Consider the following 17,838-nt stretch of genomic DNA (forward strand, 5'->3'; position numbering starts at 1 on the left):
TGTTCAAATGGACCTGGTTCACGCAAATTCAAGCGACGATGGAAAACGAACCCTTGATCGACGACGCGCTGAAAAACGAGCTTGCCGCGCTCTATTCGGCCGAAGATCGCCACTATCACGGCCTTGCCCACATCGAGGCCATGCTGGCGCTGGCTGAAGAATACCGGAGCCTGCTCGACGACCCTGGCGCCGTCGAGGCGGCGATCTGGCTCCACGACGCCATCTACGACAGCCGCGCCAAGGACAATGAGGCAAAAAGCGCCGAGCTGGCCGAGAAGAAACTCGCCGGTCGCGTCAATCCTCAACGCCTTGCCCGCATTGCGGCGATGATCAACGCCACGGCCACGCACCAGCTACCGCCTTTCCGCGACGAGAATGCGCTCAACGATGCGGCCCTTTTGCTCGACATGGATCTGGCGATCCTCGGCGCCGAACCCGCGGTGTTCGATGCTTATGAGAAGGCGGTCCGGCTGGAATATGGCTGGGTGGAGAAGCCGATGTGGCGCGCCGGCCGCTCGGCCGTCCTGAAGAGCTTTTTGGCCCGCCAGCACATCTTCTACACGACGGAGTTCCGGAATCGGTTCGAGGCGCAGGCGAGGGAAAATCTCGGCCGTTCCCTGCAAGCCCTGCAGGACCGGCCCTGATAGGCCCATACTCACACAGGGCTTTGCCCCTATGCCCAAATCCAGGGCCCTGCGATCACTACGGAACGTGAACCGCTTCGAGATGGCCGTCAGCATGGAAAACAGCTTCCACCAACCCGTCGATGCGGCGCAGGTGCCGCGATTTGCCGGACTTTCCACATTCATGCGTCTGCCGGCCGTGCCGAGCGCGAAAGGGCTGGACATCGCCCTTGTCGGCATTCCGTGGGATGGCGGCACGACCAACCGGGCCGGTGCCCGCCACGGCCCGCGCGAGATCAGAAACCAGTCGAGCCTGATGCGCCGCGTCCACCACGTCTCGGGAACCGAGCCGTTCAGCATCGCCAATGTCGCCGATGTGGGTGACGTCTCGGTCAATCCCATCAATTTGCTCGACGGGCTGAAGCGCATCGAGGACGGCATTGCCGCGATCGTTGCCGACGGCGCCCTGCCCCTGGCCGCCGGCGGCGACCACCTGACGACGCTTCCGGTGCTGCGCGCCGTGGCGCGCAAGGGACCGGTCGGCATGGTCCACTTCGATGCGCATTCCGACACCAACGATCGCTACTTCGGCGACAATCCCTATACGCACGGGACGCCATTCCGCCGCGCGATCGAGGAAGGCCTGCTCGACCCGAAGCGAATTGTCCAGATCGGGATTCGAGGTTCGATCTATGAGCCTGGCGAACACGACTGGGCAACCGCCCAGGGCGTGCGCATCATCTATATGGAAGAGTTCGTCAAACGCGGCCCCGCCGATGTCATGCGGGAAGCGCGCGATCTCGTCGGCGACAGTCCGACCTATGTGACGTTCGACATCGATTGCATCGATCCGTCGATGGCCCCCGGCACCGGCACGCCGGAGCTCGGCGGCTTCACGACCCGCGAGGCGCAGGAGATGGTTCGACTGCTCGACGGATTGAATTTCGCAGGCGCCGATGTCGTCGAGGTCGCGCCGCCGTTCGATGTTGGCGGCATGACGGCGCTGGCCGGCGCGACGATGATGTTCGAGTTGCTGTGTGTCATGGCGAGATCCCTCGCCGATAGAAGAGCGCGCCGCTAGTCCGGAAAAGTCTCCATCCGCCGCGCATAGACCCTGAACCCGGCGCGCTCATAGACAGATCGGGCTGCCGGATGGTCATGGGTGTCGGTGTGAAGCCAAAGCCTTTGCGGCCGATGCGACCACGCCGCGCGCAAGGCCCGGTCGAGCAGGAACGGCCCCAGCCGCTTCCCTTGAAACGCCGGAACCAGCCCAAAATGGACGAGCTCGATGGCCGCCTCCCCGACGCCGTTGAACTCGCAGAAGCCCGCGGCCTCGCCATCGACGCGCAGCACATGGATATGCGTCGCAGCGTCGGCGAGCACCGTTTCGAGCTCCGCTTCGGGCACGCGCAGACGCTGATCCCATTGCACCGGTCCGCCGACCGCGCGGTAGAGATCGAGGTAGTCGGAAAGATCAAGCTTTTCACGCGCCACGATGGCGCCAGGCAAAGGTGACGCACGCGGGGTGCCCTGCGGCGCCTCGAGCATCTCCATGTAGGTGACGAGAAGATCGACCATTGCCAGCCCCGAGAAGCGCCGCGCGCTTAGAGCGGGTTTTCGGCGTAGAACTCGAGCACGCGCTGCTTGAAGCTCTTGTCGCCGACGGCGAGCATATGATCGCGGCCTTCGATGTGAAATGCCCTGGCATTGGGCATCAAGGCAGCAAGCTCGTCCGGCGACCCGCCGATGTCGTCCCTGGTGCCGACGGCGATCAGCGTCGGCTGGGCGATACGAGCCATGTCGTCCTCGCTGAGCAATTCGCGCGACTTTGCGATGCAGGCCGCGAGCGCGCGCCTGTCGCTGCGCGTCTGGTCGGCGAAGGCGCGGAACGAGCGGCCGCGCGGATGCGTGGTTTGAGAGGGGTCCTCCGCCAGCAGCGCCGCCGCGATCGGATCCCAGTCGCCGACGCCGTCGACCATGCCGATGCCGAGGCCGCCGAACACCAGCGTCGCCACCTTCTGCGGATCGGAGAGCGCCAGGAAAGCCGAGACCCGCGCGCCCATCGAATAACCCATGACATGCGCCCGCTCGATACCAAGATGATCGAGCAGGGCGGCCGCATCGGAAGCCATCTTTTCCGGCGTGTAATCTGCCTCGTCATAGCTCTTCGACGACGAGCCGTGGCCGCGGTGGTCGAAGGCGATCGCCCGATAGCCGGCGTCGTTCAGCGTCTTGAACCAGCCCGGCGAGACCCAGTTGACATAGTGGCTGGAGGCAAAGCCGTGGATCATCAGCACGGGATCGCCCTGCCCCGATGCCGGCTGGCGATCGAGGAAGGCAAGCTCGAAACCGTCATGCGAAAAGAATTGCATCGGCAGACATTGCTTCTCAGTTGGAGCTGGCGCCGGCGCTGATGGAGGGATGGCGCAAAACATCGCCTTTCTTGATGCCGTCCTTGGCCGCCGTGCCTGCCTTCAGCTCGAGCACGAAGCGCACGGGCTGTCCAGGCGAGATGATCGCTTCGGATTCGGGCTCGCCACGCTTGATGGCTTTGATCCTGCCGTCCTGGCCGACAAAGATGAGGTCGAGCGCCATCGGCGTGTTCTTCATCCAGAAATCCACCTCGTCGGTCCTTTCGAACACGAACAACATGCCGTGATCGTCGGCCATGGTCCGGCGAAACATCAGCCCCGCCTCGCGCTCGGCGGAGGTATCGGCGATCTCGATGGAGAAGGAACGATCGCCCGAACCGGTCGCCACCACCAGCGGTGTGCGATCGATCGGCAACAGCATGGCGTCCGCCAAGCCTGGTTTCAGGGCGCTGAAAAAGGCGGCGAAAACGATCGCGGCGCAGAGCGCGCCCGCAGTCAGCCAATTGCGGTGAGCCATATGGGGTACCTCGTCCGCGCCTGTCCTAAACCATGATCCGCATAAGTGGAACCGGGTTTTGGACAAAAGGGACGCGCCGTCACAAAGGGGCCAGCCCGACTGCGTCGAGAGACCCTTAATGCGAGACCGACAAGGTGCCCATATCGGGGTGGATTTCGGCGGCCATAAGGCCTTTGTCACCGCGTCCGAAGCGCACGAGCACGACTTGGCCGGGCCTGAGCTCGGTTATGCCGTAGCGCCGCAGGGTCTCCATATGGACGAAGATATCCTCGGTTCCCTCTCCCCGCGTCAGGAAGCCGAAACCCTTGGTGCGGTTGAACCACTTGACCAGGGCCCGCTCGAGGCCGCTCTCCGGGGTCACGGTGACGTGGGTGCGCTGCTCCTGCTCCGCCGGGTGGACGGCCGTCGAGGCATCCATGGAAAGGACGCGGAAAGCCTGCAGGCCGCGGTCGCCCTGTTTTACCAGGCAGACGACCCGCGCGCCTTCGAGCGCAGTCTGGAAGCCGTCCCTTCGAAGACAAGTCACATGGAGGAGGATATCACCCGAGACGCCGTCGTCCGGAAGAATGAAGCCGTAGCCCTTGGCCACGTCGAACCATTTGATAGCGCCGGCGATTTCGACAAACTCGGCGGCGTCGCCGCCACTGTCTCGCTGCAAGGCGTCGTCAAGGCTTCCGTCCCGCCTCGTGAAAGAGGCTTTTTCCCCCATAAGAATGCCCCCTTTTTTCAACTGAACTGCAACTGATTCTTGGCAAGAGATTAACACTGCGGCTTCCGGGGTGTGCAAGGGCTGACGTGCCTTTTTTCACCGTTGAACACCGGAAAGGCTGAAATGTTGTTTGCCGGCGTTGCCAGGCGAGCGGCAACCCAGCCTGAAATCGACCATTGCGCCGATATGTCCGACGATTGCCCTTTGATCGGGTGGCTCCTATGGTGCGCCGCAACGCAACGCCCCCGAGGAAACCGATATGCGCTATCTCCACACAATGGTCCGCGTCGCCGATGTCGACCAGTCGCTCGATTTCTACTGCAACAAGCTCGGCCTGAAAGAGGTGCGCCGCTACGAGAACGAGCAGGGCCGCTATACGCTGATCTTCCTCGCCGCTTCGGAAGACGAACAGAGCGGCATCAACGAGAAGGCGCCGCTGGTCGAGCTGACCTACAATTGGGACCCGGAAGACTATAAGGGCGGCCGCAATTTCGGCCACCTCGCTTATGAGGTGGATGACATCTACGCCACTTGCCAGAAGCTGATGGACAATGGCGTGACCATCAATCGTCCGCCGCGCGACGGCAACATGGCCTTCATCCGTTCGCCGGACGGCATTTCGATCGAGTTGCTGCAGAAAGGCCCGGCAAAGGCGAAGGCCGAGCCCTGGGCCTCGATGGCGAACACGGGCGTCTGGTAAAGCCTGCGATCCCACGCTGATTTGACCGGCCGCCGCTGGAGCAATTCCAGGAAAAGTGTGGACGGTTTTCCGTTCGGAATTGCGTCAAAACAAAGAGACAGAGCGGTTCGCCGTTTCCGCGAAACGGTGAAACGCTCTGGCGTTTCGCCAGGCATTTCCTATCTGTCTGCAATTGGCGCCAGCCTTTCCGGCTGGCGTTTCTTCATCCGCAGGAGAATTTCATGCCGTCCAGCCGCGCCGATGTCGCCACCGAACATGCCAGCCGCTATCTGCAGCAGCTCTGCAAACACTGGTCGCACAAATTCCCGGTCGAGTTCGACCCGCGACATGGCGCGATCCAGCTCTCGATCGGTCGCACCGTCATGGAAGCCGACGACAAGGCGCTACACATCGCTTTAGCCGCCGACGATACGGCGTCGCTCGAGCGGCTCGAGTCGGTGGTGGCCGACCACATCAAGCGCTTCGCCTTCCGTGAGGAACTGACCTTCGACTGGCAGAAGGCCGCCTGACAATCGGGCGATCAGCCGCCGGCTTTGCCTGCCATTTCGAGTAAAGCAAGCACGCTGCGCCAGTTGCGCGCCGTGCCTGGTACCTTCAATGTGCGTGGAATGAGGTTGGCGAACACCGATTTGCCAAGCCCGTCCGGCGCATGCAGGTAAAGCACGTCGCCCTTGATCTCAAAGCTCTCGGGGCCGGTGCACTTGTCCGCGAGGCGCTGCGTCTCCTCGGCGGTCGGCTCGCGCTCCAGCGCGTAGGCGTGCAGCTTGGTCGGTTCGCCGGCGACCTCAGGATAGGGATTGTCTTTCACCAGCCGCTCGAACCAGCCCGCATCGCGCACCATGATGCGTGAATTAAACCCCCATTTCTTTTCGAAGGCTGCTTCGAGTTCCTTGGTGAGCGCGGCCGCATCCCCTTTCTTGGCCCGGAAGACGACATTGCCGCTCTGCACATAGGTCGCGACATCGCTGAAGCCGAGGCTTTCGAAGAAGGCTTTGAGCTCCGCCATTTTGACGATGCGGTTGCCACCGACATTGATGCCTGAAAACAACGCGACGAAGACCGTGCTTTGTTTCGCGCTCATATGATGAACCCCGCCAGCGTCTCGTTGTCGGTGATGTCCTGATATTGCACGCCCTCGGCGTCGAAATTGGCCTTCAGCAGATCGAAATTGCGCCGGTCCTTGGTTTCGATGCCGATCAGCACCGAACCGAAATTGCGCGCCGACTTTTTCAGATATTCGAAGCGGGCGATGTCGTCGTCGGGTCCGAGCATCTCGAGGAAATCGCGCAGCGCGCCCGGCCGTTGCGGGAAGCGGATGATGAAATACTTCTTCAGCCCCTCGAAGCGCAGCGCCCTTTCCTTCACGTCCGGCAGCCGCTCGAAGTCGAAATTGCCGCCGGAGACGACCGCCACGATCGTCTTGCCCCTGATCTCCTTGCGCGAAAAATCCTTGAGCGCGTCGATCGCCAGCGCGCCGGCCGGCTCCAGCACCACGCCCTCGATATTCAGCATCTCGATCATGGTGGCGCAGAGCCGGTTCTCCGGCACCAGCCGCACGGCATCGGCAGTGAAGTCCTTGAGATGGCGCAGCGGCTCGCGGCCGATCTCGGCCACCGCGGCGCCGTCGACGAAATTGTCGACCTTGGCGAGCTTGACCCGCTTGCCGCTGGCAAGGCTCTCGCTGAGGCTCGGCGCGCCTGCCGGCTCGCAGAACACGAAACGCGGGTCGCGATGCTGCTCGGCGAAATAATGCGTGACACCGGCGGCAAGGCCTCCGCCGCCCACGGGCAACATGACGATGTCGGGCATGCGCCCGCCCGGCATCTGTGCCGCGATCTCATAAGCGACCGTCGCCTGGCCCTCGATGATGTCCTTGTGATCGAAGGGCGGCACCATATGCGCCGCCGCACTTTCGGTGAATTCGAAGGCGGCGCGGTAGCAATCGTCGAAGAAGTCGCCGACCAGCCTGATCTCGACGAATTCGCCGCCGAACAGCCGCGTCTTGTCGATTTTCTGCTGCGGCGTCGTCACGGGCATGAACACGACGCCCTTCTTGCCGAAATGGTGGCAGACGAAGGCAAAGCCCTGCGCATGGTTGCCGGCCGAGGCACAGACGAACAGCTCGGCATTGTTGCCGGCGGCGAGCGCCTTGCGGAAGAAGTTGAACGCGCCCCTGATCTTGTAGGAGCGCACCGGCGTCAGGTCCTCGCGCTTCAAAAGGATGCGGGCGCCCGTCTTCTTCGACAGGTAGTCGTTCTCCTGCAGCGGCGTTTCCGGAAAGATTCCGCGGATCGCTTCGGCAGCCACGGCAACGCGGGCGGAAAAGCTGTTCACCACAAATCCCTCATTTTGATCTCGGCCGCGCGCGCCAGGACAGCCATGGCCGTGCCGGCAAACCTTCCTGCCGCCCTTTTGGCTTTCGCGCAACAGTTCGATCACCGTCGCCCGGCGTTGAGCCGATTTCCACTGGACACGACTTACTTTAGCCGCACTTCGGCTGTCCGGGAGGTTTCCGCGGAGGTGGCTGGCCAAGCGAGGCCGGGAGTGGGTTTGCAGGTGGAAGCGTCGACGTGCGGTTGAAGACAATTGTGATCATTGCCCTTGCCCTGCTGACGGCGGGCTGCGCGGGCCACCAGACGCAGGAAATCCTGGGCAGCGTCGTCGTGCCGACGCAGGCGACCGAGATCGCCGGCAACCATTCGATCTTCATCGCCACCACGCGCAAGCGCTCGGACGACCCGAACAAGGTGTTCGACGGTGAGCGTTCGGCGACGCTCAACTATGCCCGCGTCAACGTCACCGTTCCGCCGGTCCACCAGACCGGTCAGATCGAGCGCCGCTCGCGCGGCAAATCGGACGACCCGACCAAATATTTCATGGCCTCCGAGGTCGTCGGCTACGACGCCCAGCCGAAATTCGCCAGTGCGCTCAACGCCGACATCGACGCCCGCGGCGGCCGCGTCATGGTCTTCGTGCACGGCTACAACACCGGCTTCGACGACGCCGTCTACCGGCTGACCCAGATCGTCCACGATTCCGGCTATCCGGGCACGCCGGTGCTGTTCTCCTGGGCTTCCGGCGCCAAGACCACCGACTATGTCTACGACAAGGAAAGCGCCGCCGCCGCCCGCGATCAGCTGGAAGTGACGCTGCGGATGCTTGCACAGAGCGGCGCGCGGCGCATCGACATCGTCGCCCATTCGATGGGAACCTGGGTGACGATGGAAACGCTGCGCCAGCTCGCCATCACCGGCGACCGCGATCTCAGCGGCAAGCTCGGCGATGTGGTGCTCGCCTCGCCCGACATCGATGTCGACGTCTTCAAGAGCCAGATGCGCCGTTACGGCAAGCCGGACAAGCCCTTCATCCTGCTGCTGTCGGACGACGACCGGGCGCTGCGACTCTCCGGCCTGATCGCGGGCTCGCGGCCGCGCGTCGGCGACTACCGGGATGCCGCCGACCTCGCCTCCTATGGCGTGACGGTCGTCGACCTTTCCAAGGTCAAGGGCGCCGACAGCTTCAACCACACCAAATTCGCCGACAATCCGATGATGGTGCAGATGATCGGTCAGCGTCTGCGCGAGGACGATGGTTTTGCCAGCGACCGCGACGTGACCGACCGCATCCGCCAGCTCGCCACCCAGTAACGCGGTTGCGCGGCATGGTTGCCGACGTGCATTGACTTAGAACTGGACCCGGCCGCCCTCTGGCTTTATCGGAGTAGTCGGAGAGGTTTGCCGCCCTTGGGGGATCCCGGGTGATCATGCGTGTGAAGATCGTTGCTGGCCTTGCCTTCGCGCTCGCCCTTGCCGGCTGCGCCGGCCAGGGCGCGCATGACCTTCTCAACCGCAAGGCGGTGACGGCGAGCGCCTCCGACATCGCCGCCAAGCACGAGATCTTCGTCGCCACGACCCGCCAGCAGGCGACCAAGGATCCGCGCCAGGTTTTCGACGGCGACCGTTCGCTGACCACCAGTTATGCGCTGGTCGACGTCACCGTTCCAAAGATCCACCAGGTCGGCGCGATCGAGCGCGCCAAGGGCTCCGCCGACTCTGATCCGGCCAAGCAGTTCACCGCTACCGACGTCGTTCACTATGCGGATGCCTCGCAGTTCGCCAAAGCGGTCGGCTCCAACATTGCGATAAGCGGCGACCGCGCCCTGGTTTTCGTGCACGGCTTCAACAACGGCTTCGACGACGGCGTCTTCAGGCTGACGCAGATCGCGCATGACACCAAGTATCCGGGAACGCCGGTGCTGTTCTCATGGGCATCGAGCGCCAAGGCGACCGGCTATATCTACGACAAGGACAGCGCCAACGCCGCGCGCGACGACCTCGAGGCGACACTAAGGATGCTTGCCAAGACGAGGGTGAAGAGCATCGACATCATCGCCCATTCGATGGGCACCTGGCTGACGATGGAAGCGTTGCGCCAGCTCGCCATAACCGGCGACCGCGACCTGAATGGCAAGCTAGGCTATGTAGTGCTGGCCTCGCCGGACATCGACGTCGACGTCTTCAAGAAGCAGATGATCCGCTACGGCAAGCCCGACAAGCCGTTCGCCGTGCTGCTCTCAGGCGACGACCGGGCGCTGAAGCTGTCGAGCATCATTTCCGGCGACAAGCCGCGCGTCGGCGACTACGGCAATGCGGCCGATCTCGCGAGCTACGGCGTGGTCGTGGTCGACCTTACCAAGGCCAAGGGCGGCGACGGCGGCCTGAACCATGCCAAATTCGCCGACAACCCGGTTCTGGTGCAATTGCTCGGCGACCGGCTGCGCACGCCGGCGGCCTTGCGATCGACCGAAGCCGGCTCGACGGATTTGGACAATATCGGCCAGGGTCTCGGCAAGGCCGTGGGATCGGTGGCCGAAGTTGTCATCACCACGCCGTTCAAGGTGCTGACCATAGCCACCGGCGGCGAATAAGGCGAATAAGCAGCCGCCTAGGTATGTCGAGATTCGGGTCAGGCTGTGCCGAGAACGGTTGCTTCCGAGAACCGGAGCGGAGCGTACTTTCGGTACGTGAGCACCGGAAGCGCAGGAAGCTGCCGTTCGCAGGCCAGCCTCACCCGAATGTCGACACACCTACACGAACAGGTCGACCTTCTGGAAAGTCCTCACGTCGACCAGACCGACGTCCGAGATCCTGAGCTCCGGAATGACCACCAGCGCCAGCAGCGAGTGCTGCATATAGGCGTTGTTGAGCGAGCAGCCGACCTTGCGCATCGCCTCGGTGAGCTGCTCCGCCTTCGCCGCGACGATCTCTGCGCGTTCGTCGGACATCAGGCCGGCGATCGGCATCTCGACCAGCGCCAGTTCCTTGCCCTTGGAGTAGAGCACCACGCCGCCGCCCACCTCGCCCAGCCTGTTGACGGCTAAAGCCATGTCCTCCTTGTTGGTGCCGACGACGATGATGTGATGCGCGTCATGCGCAACGCTCGAGGCCATCGCGCAGTCTTTCACATAGCCAAAGCCGGAGACGAAGGCGTTGGTGACGCCGCCGGTGCCGCGATGGCGCTCGACCAGCGCGATCTGGCAGACATCGTTGCGGCGATCCATCGCGACCAACCCGTCCTCGACCGGCAGATCGGCCTCCAGCGCCCGCGTCGGCGCCTGGTTCTCGATCACGCCGATCACCCGTGCCCGCACCTCGTTGGCGCCTTGGGGAGCCTGGATATCGAAATCCGACGCGGCGAGCGTCTTGCCGAGCTTGACCGTGTTCTTCGCCGACTCCGGATAGTCGTAGGCCGCAATGTCGATTTCGAGCTTGCCTGCCTTGGCCAGCCTCACACCCCGGCCATAGACCTCGTCGATCCGCATCTCGGCGAGATCGGAAACGATCAGCAGGTCGGCCAGCCGTCCGGGCGCGATCGAGCCGATCTCGCGCTCCAGCTTAAAGTGCTGGGCGGTGTTGAGCGTCGCCATCTGGATCGCCGTCACCGGCTTCAACCCCTGTTGGATGGCATGCCGCACCACGCGGTCCATATGGCCTTCATGCACCAGCGTGCCGGAATGGCTGTCATCGGTGCACAGGATGAAGCTGCGCGGGTCGACGCCGCTTTCGGTCACGGCCTTGATCTGCGCCGCGACGTCGTACCAGGCCGACCCCAGCCGCAGCATCGCCTTCATGCCCTGGCGCACACGCGCGATGGCGTCTTCGGCGCGCGTGCCTTCGTGATCGTCCTCGGCGCCTCCCGCGACATAGCCGTGGAACGGCAGGCCGAGATCGGGCGACGCATAATGCCCGCCGACCGTCTTGCCGGCCTTGACGGTCTCGGCGATCTCACCCGACATCACCGGATTGTTGGCGGCGACGCCCGGAAAATTCATCACCTCGCCAAGCCCGATGATGTTTTCCCAGGTCATCGCCTCGGCCACGTCGGCGACCGTCAATTCGGCGCCGGCATGCTCCAGTCCCGGCGCCGACGGCACGCAGGACGGCATCTGCACATGCACGTTGATCGGCATCGCGACCGCCTCGTCATGCATCAGCCGCACGCCCGGCAATCCCAGCACATTGGCGATCTCGTGCGGATCGATGAACATCGAGGTGGTGCCGTGCGGGATAACCGCGCGGCAGAACTCCGTCACCGTCACCATGCCGCTTTCGACATGCATGTGCGCGTCGCACAGGCCGGGCACCAGATAACGCCCGCCGGCGTCGACGACCTTGGTCCCCTGCCCGATGGCGTGGCTGGCGTTCGGTCCGCAATAGGCGAAGCGGCCGGCGGCGATGGCGATATCGGTGCCGGGAACGATCTCGCCCGAATGGACATTCACCCAGCGCCCGTTGCGGATGACCAGATCGGCGGGCTTTCGGCCCATCGCGACATCGACCAGATGTGTCGCCACCTCCGTCCACGGTTTTGGCTTTGCGGCGCTTGTCGGCTTGGCGTTCGTCATGGGCGAGTCCTCTGCATGGGCAACTGTGGCAAATGTCGGCGCGCGGAGCCAGAGCCGTCCGCTGGCATCGGGAGGAATGGTGTGCGGCAAGATCGCCACACCGACGCCCTCGGCGCGTCTGCCGGCCGTTCGAGACGGCACGGATGACGTCAGGTCGTAAACCACTGTTGCAGAGATGCAATTCCGTTTCACGCCGAATGAGACTAGTTTGCGCCAAGGAGTCTTTCGGAACCGCCATTTCGGAGTGCTCGATGCGTCGGTTGACGCTCGCCAGTGCCGGCTTTCTTGCCCTGCTGTCCGGGTTTGCCTGGGCGGCGGACATGGGCGCCGATCTGCCGATGACGGCGCCTGGCTTCGACTGGACCGGCTACTACGCCGGCATGCAGGCCGGCTATGGCTGGGGCCGGTCCGACATCACCGTCGACGGCGGCTCGGTCAGGCCCGACATCGACGGCGGTTTCGTCGGCGGCCATATCGCGGGACTCTGGCAGTTCGATCAGGCCGTGCTCGGCGCCGAGGCCGACCTCAACTACGCCTCGATCGACGGCTCCGCCGGTCCGGCAAACGCGTTCGGCACCGACGTCAAGTGGTTCGGATCGATCAACGCCAAGGCGGGCTACGCCATGGATCGCGTGCTGCTCTACGGCATTGGCGGCGTCGCTTTCGCTGGCATCGAGACCTCGCAGGCGGCAGGCACGACGTTTTCCCGAACCAGCACCAGCACCGGCTGGACGCTCGGCGCCGGCGTCGACTACGCGTTGACCAACAATGTCGTCGTCGGCGCGCAATACCGCTACTATGATTTCGGCAAGGAGCATTTCGATGCTTCGGACACCTTCACCGACCGCGACCAGGACGTGAAGCTGCAGACGCTGGGTGTGAATTTCAGCTATAAATTCTGAGGCTTGCCGCTGTCGCGGCAGCGCTGAAGCCTATGCCGTATTATTTTGGAAAATCAGGTGGCCGGCGCCCGCAGGGGGCGGGGGAATGGGTAGGGGCCTGATAGACGCCGGCCTCGGCGGATCGAGCCGCCTTGTGGGTTAACCTAACGGCATCCCCGCAAACCGTAATTCCGCGATCGCGCCACTTTCCAACGCGCCCCTGCTCCGCAAGCCCAGCATCAATAATGGTTAAGCCTCGACGCAAGGTTGCAATCGCACCGATCAGGACCCGTCCGAAGCGATCCTTGCGGCCGGCATCGCGGCGAGGCACTCCTCCAGGCGCTGGAGTCGTGCTTTTTGCCAGCGCAGCGCGTGCGCGACCTCGTGCAGATTGCATTTGGCTTTTGAATTGGCGGCTTTGATCAGATCGCGCTCGAGCCGATCGATCTCGCGGCGCAGCTGCCGCGCCTCCTCCTCCCGCAGCCCCCGGATCCAGCCTGGCCCACGCATGGTTCCACCATCAAAGCCGGTTCGATGCTGGCAGACAAAGGCTAATGAGAGCGGTTTGGCGAGCTTTGCATTTTACACATCGCTAATATTAATCTGGGCATCCGAGCGCATGCTCGGCGGGCTGTGCAAAATGCGCCCGTCCGAAACATCGCTTGACGGCTCAAATCAGGCATCTGAAAAGGGCACGCCTGCGGACGTGGCGGAATTGGTAGACGCAAGGGACTTAAAATCCCTCGATCTCTGATCGTACGGGTTCGATTCCCGTCGTCCGCACCACCCTTCGCTCCAGATGCTCGGCATGCACTTCTGCCCGCTAGCGATGCGGAGGTTTCAGGGCACGTTTCAGCGACTGGATAAAAAGCAGAACTGCTCCTTTACCCTATCTAAATTAGCAATCCGCGATACTTCCGTGATCAGCAGTCGGGGCTTGTGAAAAATGCGAGTGCTAGCGAGTTTTCTGCGTGACGATTCCGGAGCAACGGCCATCGAGTATGGTTTGATTGCAGCTCTTATCGCCTTGGGAATCATGGTTGGAGCGACCTCACTGGGCGGCGCGTTAAATGCCCAATTTGTGTCGATCGCCAGCACTCTTAACGGCGCCATCGCGCCGTAAGATACGCTAAGCCCACGGACAAGGCGTCCATCCCTTACGCTGCTCCGGCGTCATTGCGTGGTTTGTAAATTGCAGGTTCCGGTCATCGCGGCCGGCGGCCCGGCGCAACGAACTGTCCGACGTGCGGCGCTATGTCTGAGATTCTGCAGGCCCCCGCGAGCCGGCAAAAGGTTACTCGATCGAAAGCTTTTCCGTGCATCAAATGGTCGAGGCGCGTGGGAAGGGCTTGGGATGTCGACGATCAGGGCGATTTTTCGCCGCACCCCTGCCCCGGTCGTATTCGTCTGGCTGGGGCTCGGCGCTGTTCTGAGCCTGCTCCTGTTGCAAGGCAACATGCCCAACGGCGACGTCGACGATCTCATGAAGCTGCATGAAATCAGGCATCTTCTACAAACAGGCAATCCTTTCGACAGAACGCTGACCGGCATCGCCCAGCCCGAACCCATGGTCTCGCACTGGCCCTGGATCGTCGATGCGCCCTATGCGCTGCTGGCCGTCGCGATGGCGCCTTTTGTCGGGATGGGAACAGCCTTATCCGCCGCCGCGTTCATCGTGCCGCTCCTGCTCCTCCTGGCCGCATTGGCCTTGCTTTTCCTGGTGATCAGGGAATTCGAGTTCGACCATCCGGGCGCGGTGCTGGTCGTCGCCGCCTTGGCCGGGCTGCCGGCGCTTTCGGAGTTTCAGCCCTGGCGTATCGACTACCACAATCTGCAGATGCTCATCCTCCTGGGGGCGGTGCTGCTGACGATCCGTAGCGGGCAGGTTGCCGCCGGATTGAACGGCGCCCTGATGGCCCTGTCCACCGCGATCAGCGCCGAAATGGCGCCGTTCCTTGCCCTCCCGGCCGGCTTTTACGCATTGGCATTCATCGCCGGAACGAAGGATGCGGGCAAAGACCTCAGGGCATACGGTCTGGCGCTGGCAGCCGCCGGCATTACCGCATTCTTTCTGGTCGTAGGACCTGATGCCTACAAAAGCGCCGCTTGCGACCGTTATTCGCTTTTGCACCTCACCGCGCTTGCAGCTGCCGGCGGCGTCCTTGCAGGAGCCTCGCTGGCCGGAAGAATTGGAAGCTGGCCCATACGCGCCCTGTGCCTTTTGGCCGGCGCCGGCGCGACCGCCGCGCTGCTTGTCTTCGTCTTCCCCCAATGCACGGGCGGTCCGCTCGTCGGCCTGAGCGACTATGTTCGCGACAATTGGCTGTCGCGCATCGAGCAGGAACGCAGCATCTTCTTCAGCCCGGACTTTCTAGGCTCCGATCGTTTCGCCCGGTTTTTCGTCGCCATTTTCGGCACGGCGGCGACATGCATTCTGGCCATTTCCGGCACGACAAGGAAGCGAGCCTGGCGTGTCCTGGCGATCTTTTCGGCTGTCGGCCTCCTGTTGGGACTGCTCTATCTGCGGTACCTGCGGTTTTTTCCGCTCTTCGTCGGCCCCGGGGTCGCCCTGCTTGTCCATCAGGGCATTCCAGCCAGGCTGCCGCTGAGGCGCTATTTCGCAACCAGGTCCGGCGACGAGTTGCCGCGCGCCTGGCTTCTGGCCGCTCCGGGCGTGGCGATCATCGCCGCCCTTTTCCTAACCCATCTGGTCTGGCCTCCCAAGGCGGAAAAACTGATCGGCGTCGATATCGCCAGTGCCTGCGAGCAAGCCGGCGGCAGCCCGCATTTCGTCTGGCCGAAAGGCGCGAGACTGTTTTCGCCTCCAGATATCGGGATCGTCGCCTTGGGGTCTCTCGTCGAGCTCGACGTCGTGGCCGTCCCTTTCCACACATCGGCCAAGGGCATCGAGCGCGTCCTCAGGTTTTTCGACCCGGCTACGTCCGACCCGACACAGCTCCTCGATCAAACCAAGGCCACCCATGTCGCGGTCTGCCGTGTGGAGGAAACGGCTCTCCAGCCGGTCGAAGCCCGGTTTCCATTGGCCAGCCGGTTGGCCACGGGAAAACCTCCGGACTGGTTGACCGAATGTCCCGTCGCGGGGCCGCTGCGCGTCTATCGATATCCGGCGGCAGGCGGTCTTGCCGGCCAATGTCCTGCCATGGCCCAATGAGCGCTTGAGACGGTGACGCCGCTCAAGGCGTGATCGGGTTCAACTTCAGATGCTGGATCAGGATGATGGTCTTGGCGTCGATGATCCGCCCATCGGCAATGGCGGCCAGCGCCTCGTCCAACGGCATTTCCAGAACCTCGATGTCCTCGCCCTCCTCGGGCGCTCCACCGCCGGCCGAAATGCGGTCGGCCGGTGAATAACGCGCCACGAAGAACCACAGCCGCTCGGTCACGCTGCCGGGGCTCATATAGGGCGAAAACAGCCGCTCGATATCTTTCAGGTGATAGCCGAGCTCCTCTTCCGCTTCCTTGAGGATGGCGGTTTCGGGGTCGTTTTCGTCGAGCAGGCCGGCGCAGGCCTCGATCAGGGGCTCGCGATGGCCCGTGACATAGGCCGGGAAGCGAAACTGCCGCACCAGGAGCACGGTCTGGCGCTGCGGATCGAACGGCAGGATCACCGCGCCGTCGCCGCGATCGTAGGTCTGTCGGGTCTGCGTTTCCCATTGCCCGTCGCGCCGCCGATAGTCGAGCACTGTCTTCTTCAACACCGCCCAGTCGTCCGAAAGAATTTCTTCCGAGCGGATGCGAACGCGATCTTCCATGACGACCTCCGTATTGGCGGCAAAGGGATAGAGCAATTTCAGGAAAAATGTGAAACGGTTTTCCGTCCGCAGATCTGCGCAATCCCGGAAACCGACTGGTCCAGCCGCAGTTTCACCGGCTCGTGTCTGGCGCGAAGTGTCGCGGCTGACTAGATAGCGGTATCTCTCCCAGGAGCCCGTTTCATGACGTCATCGCTTTTCCAGCCGATCACACTCGGCGGCCTCGCCTTCCCCAACCGTATCGCGGTCGCGCCCATGTGCCAGTATTCGGCCGAGGACGGCTCGGCCAGCGATTGGCATCTCCACCACTGGATGAACCTGGCGATGTCGGGCGCCGGCATGGTTACCGTCGAGATGACCGATGTCGAGCGGCGCGGACGCATCTCGCATGGCTGCCTCGGCCTCTATTCGGACGACAACGAGGCGGCTGCCAAGCGCACGCTCGACGCCGCCAGGCGCGTCGCCGCGCCCGGCACGAAGTTCGGCGTCCAGCTTGCCCATGCCGGCCGCAAAGCCTCCAACCGCAGACCCTGGGAAGGCGGCGGTCCGTTGCAGCCTGGCGAAGATCCCTGGCAGACGGTTTCGGCCTCGGCCATCGCCTATGACACGGGCTGGAGCGTTCCGCATGCCTTGGAAGAAGACGAGATCCTCGAGCTTATTGCGCGGTTTGCGCAGTCGGCCGTGCGCGCCGAACGCGCCGGCTTCGACTTTGCCGAACTGCACGCCGCGCATGGTTATCTGATCTTCCAGTTCCTTTCGCCGCTCTCCAACCAGCGCACCGACCGCTGGGGCGGCTCGCTCAAAAACCGCATGCGCTTCGCGCTCGAAATCGCACGGGCGGTGCGCAAGGCCGCCCCGACCATGATGCTGGGCGCGCGCCTTTCGGTGACGGAATGGGTCGATGGCGGTTTCGACGTGGAGGACGCGATCGAGGTGGCCAAGGCGCTGAAGGCCGAGGACATCGCCTATCTGTGCTGCTCAAGCGGCGGCAATTCGCCTCTCCAGCAGGTGCCGCCCGGCCCCGGCTACCAGGTGCATCTGGCCGAGGCCGTGCGCAACGGCGCCGGCATTCCGACTCGCGCCGTGGGGCTGATCGACGACCCGGACCAGGCCGAGGCGATCGTCGCCGACGGCCGCGCCGACATGGTGGCGCTGGCGCGCGCATTCCTGGCCGACCCGCGCTGGGGCTGGCGCGCGGCGGCGACCTTCGGTGAGGAAATCCACCCGGCGCCGCAGCTGGCGCGTTCGGTGACGACGATGCGGCATTGGATGAAGGCCGCCGGCTAGGCTGTAGTGACAATTTAATTATTTGAGCCAGAGCATGATGGCAGCGAGCTTGACGAAGCCGAGGAAGTTTGC

General features: G+C 63.4%; 19 protein-coding genes and 1 tRNA gene. 11 read left to right on the forward strand and 9 right to left on the reverse strand.

What is annotated here, in order from left to right; all coding sequences use genetic code 11:
- Positions 1–38: 38 nt before the first annotated feature.
- Both KVT37_RS23455 and speB read left to right on the forward strand, forming a co-directional pair.
- Complete coding sequence (locus tag KVT37_RS23455) at positions 39–644, forward strand: hypothetical protein (protein WP_217577382.1); 606 nt, start codon at positions 39–41, stop codon at positions 642–644.
- 94 nt (positions 645–738) lie between these two features.
- Positions 739–1,704: an agmatinase gene (gene speB, locus KVT37_RS23460; RefSeq protein WP_217577408.1), complete on the forward strand. Its 966-nt coding sequence runs from the start codon at positions 739–741 to the stop codon at positions 1,702–1,704.
- Here the strand turns inward: speB and KVT37_RS23465 are convergent.
- The 4 genes from KVT37_RS23465 to KVT37_RS23480 form a co-directional block, all read right to left on the reverse strand.
- On the reverse strand, positions 1,701–2,201 hold the full coding sequence (locus KVT37_RS23465) for an N-acetyltransferase (protein ID WP_217577383.1): 501 nt from the start codon (positions 2,199–2,201) through the stop codon (positions 1,701–1,703). The genes speB and KVT37_RS23465 overlap by 4 nt on opposite strands.
- 26 nt (positions 2,202–2,227) lie before the next feature.
- Positions 2,228–2,995 carry an alpha/beta fold hydrolase gene (locus KVT37_RS23470; RefSeq protein ID WP_217577384.1) on the reverse strand — a complete coding sequence of 256 codons (768 nt, stop codon included), beginning with the start codon at positions 2,993–2,995 and terminating at the stop codon, positions 2,228–2,230.
- A 16-nt stretch (positions 2,996–3,011) separates the two neighbouring features.
- Positions 3,012–3,512 (reverse strand): DUF192 domain-containing protein, encoded by a 501-nt coding sequence (locus KVT37_RS23475; protein ID WP_217577385.1) that lies wholly within the window; start codon positions 3,510–3,512, stop codon positions 3,012–3,014.
- A 115-nt stretch (positions 3,513–3,627) separates the two neighbouring features.
- A complete protein-coding gene (locus KVT37_RS23480) occupies positions 3,628–4,221 on the reverse strand; it encodes a cold-shock protein (RefSeq protein ID WP_217577409.1) in 594 nt (197 codons plus the stop codon).
- 259 nt (positions 4,222–4,480) lie between these two features.
- Between KVT37_RS23480 and gloA the strand changes: the two genes are divergently transcribed.
- Positions 4,481–4,921, forward strand: coding sequence for a lactoylglutathione lyase (gloA, locus tag KVT37_RS23485; RefSeq protein ID WP_217577386.1), 441 nt, complete (start codon positions 4,481–4,483; stop codon positions 4,919–4,921).
- A 221-nt stretch (positions 4,922–5,142) separates the two neighbouring features.
- Positions 5,143–5,430, forward strand: coding sequence for a DUF2218 domain-containing protein (locus KVT37_RS23490; RefSeq protein WP_217577387.1), 288 nt, complete (start codon positions 5,143–5,145; stop codon positions 5,428–5,430).
- A gap of 11 nt (positions 5,431–5,441) precedes the next feature.
- On the opposite strand, the gene KVT37_RS23495 is transcribed toward KVT37_RS23490, so the two are convergent.
- Entirely contained in the window at positions 5,442–6,002 is a 561-nt protein-coding gene (locus KVT37_RS23495) for a DUF1697 domain-containing protein (RefSeq protein WP_217577388.1), read from the reverse strand.
- Positions 5,999–7,255, reverse strand: coding sequence for a threonine ammonia-lyase IlvA (gene ilvA, locus KVT37_RS23500; protein ID WP_217577389.1), 1,257 nt, complete (start codon positions 7,253–7,255; stop codon positions 5,999–6,001). Before ilvA ends, KVT37_RS23495 begins: the two co-directional genes overlap by 4 nt.
- A gap of 236 nt (positions 7,256–7,491) precedes the next feature.
- Here ilvA and KVT37_RS23505 point away from each other — a divergent pair, with 236 nt between their 5' ends.
- Positions 7,492–8,568: an alpha/beta hydrolase gene (locus KVT37_RS23505; RefSeq protein WP_217577390.1), complete on the forward strand. Its 1,077-nt coding sequence runs from the start codon at positions 7,492–7,494 to the stop codon at positions 8,566–8,568.
- A 116-nt stretch (positions 8,569–8,684) separates the two neighbouring features.
- Entirely contained in the window at positions 8,685–9,848 is a 1,164-nt protein-coding gene (locus KVT37_RS23510; RefSeq protein WP_217577391.1) for an alpha/beta hydrolase, read from the forward strand.
- Between the two features lie 159 nt (positions 9,849–10,007).
- On the opposite strand, the gene ade is transcribed toward KVT37_RS23510, so the two are convergent.
- Positions 10,008–11,825, reverse strand: coding sequence for an adenine deaminase (ade, locus tag KVT37_RS23515; RefSeq protein WP_217577392.1), 1,818 nt, complete (start codon positions 11,823–11,825; stop codon positions 10,008–10,010).
- Between the two features lie 251 nt (positions 11,826–12,076).
- Here ade and KVT37_RS23520 point away from each other — a divergent pair, with 251 nt between their 5' ends.
- Positions 12,077–12,727, forward strand: coding sequence for an outer membrane protein (locus KVT37_RS23520; protein WP_217577393.1), 651 nt, complete (start codon positions 12,077–12,079; stop codon positions 12,725–12,727).
- A gap of 261 nt (positions 12,728–12,988) precedes the next feature.
- Here KVT37_RS23520 and KVT37_RS23525 read toward each other — a convergent pair whose 3' ends face one another.
- Positions 12,989–13,216: a hypothetical protein gene (locus KVT37_RS23525; RefSeq protein ID WP_217577394.1), complete on the reverse strand. Its 228-nt coding sequence runs from the start codon at positions 13,214–13,216 to the stop codon at positions 12,989–12,991.
- 190 nt (positions 13,217–13,406) lie between these two features.
- Here KVT37_RS23525 and KVT37_RS23530 point away from each other — a divergent pair.
- The 3 genes from KVT37_RS23530 to KVT37_RS23540 all read left to right on the forward strand — a co-directional run bounded on the left by KVT37_RS23530 (position 13,407) and on the right by KVT37_RS23540 (position 15,878).
- Positions 13,407–13,492, forward strand: a tRNA-Leu gene (locus tag KVT37_RS23530).
- 160 nt (positions 13,493–13,652) lie between these two features.
- Positions 13,653–13,829 (forward strand): Flp family type IVb pilin, encoded by a 177-nt coding sequence (locus tag KVT37_RS23535; protein WP_217577395.1) that lies wholly within the window; start codon positions 13,653–13,655, stop codon positions 13,827–13,829.
- Positions 13,830–14,060: 231 nt separating this feature from the next.
- The gene (locus tag KVT37_RS23540) at positions 14,061–15,878 is read left to right on the forward strand and encodes a hypothetical protein (RefSeq protein WP_217577396.1); all 1,818 of its coding nucleotides are present in this window, start codon (positions 14,061–14,063) and stop codon (positions 15,876–15,878) included.
- A gap of 22 nt (positions 15,879–15,900) precedes the next feature.
- Here the strand turns inward: KVT37_RS23540 and KVT37_RS23545 are convergent, their stop codons facing one another.
- Positions 15,901–16,479: an NUDIX domain-containing protein gene (locus KVT37_RS23545; protein WP_217577397.1), complete on the reverse strand. Its 579-nt coding sequence runs from the start codon at positions 16,477–16,479 to the stop codon at positions 15,901–15,903.
- A gap of 183 nt (positions 16,480–16,662) precedes the next feature.
- Here KVT37_RS23545 and KVT37_RS23550 point away from each other — a divergent pair, with 183 nt between their 5' ends.
- Positions 16,663–17,766, forward strand: a complete 1,104-nt coding sequence (locus KVT37_RS23550) for an NADH:flavin oxidoreductase/NADH oxidase (protein ID WP_217577398.1) — start codon at positions 16,663–16,665, stop codon at positions 17,764–17,766.
- Positions 17,767–17,838: the final 72 nt, after the last annotated feature.

Source organism: Mesorhizobium sp. GbtcB19, from assembly GCF_019091085.1.
GTDB lineage: Bacteria > Pseudomonadota > Alphaproteobacteria > Rhizobiales > Rhizobiaceae > Mesorhizobium.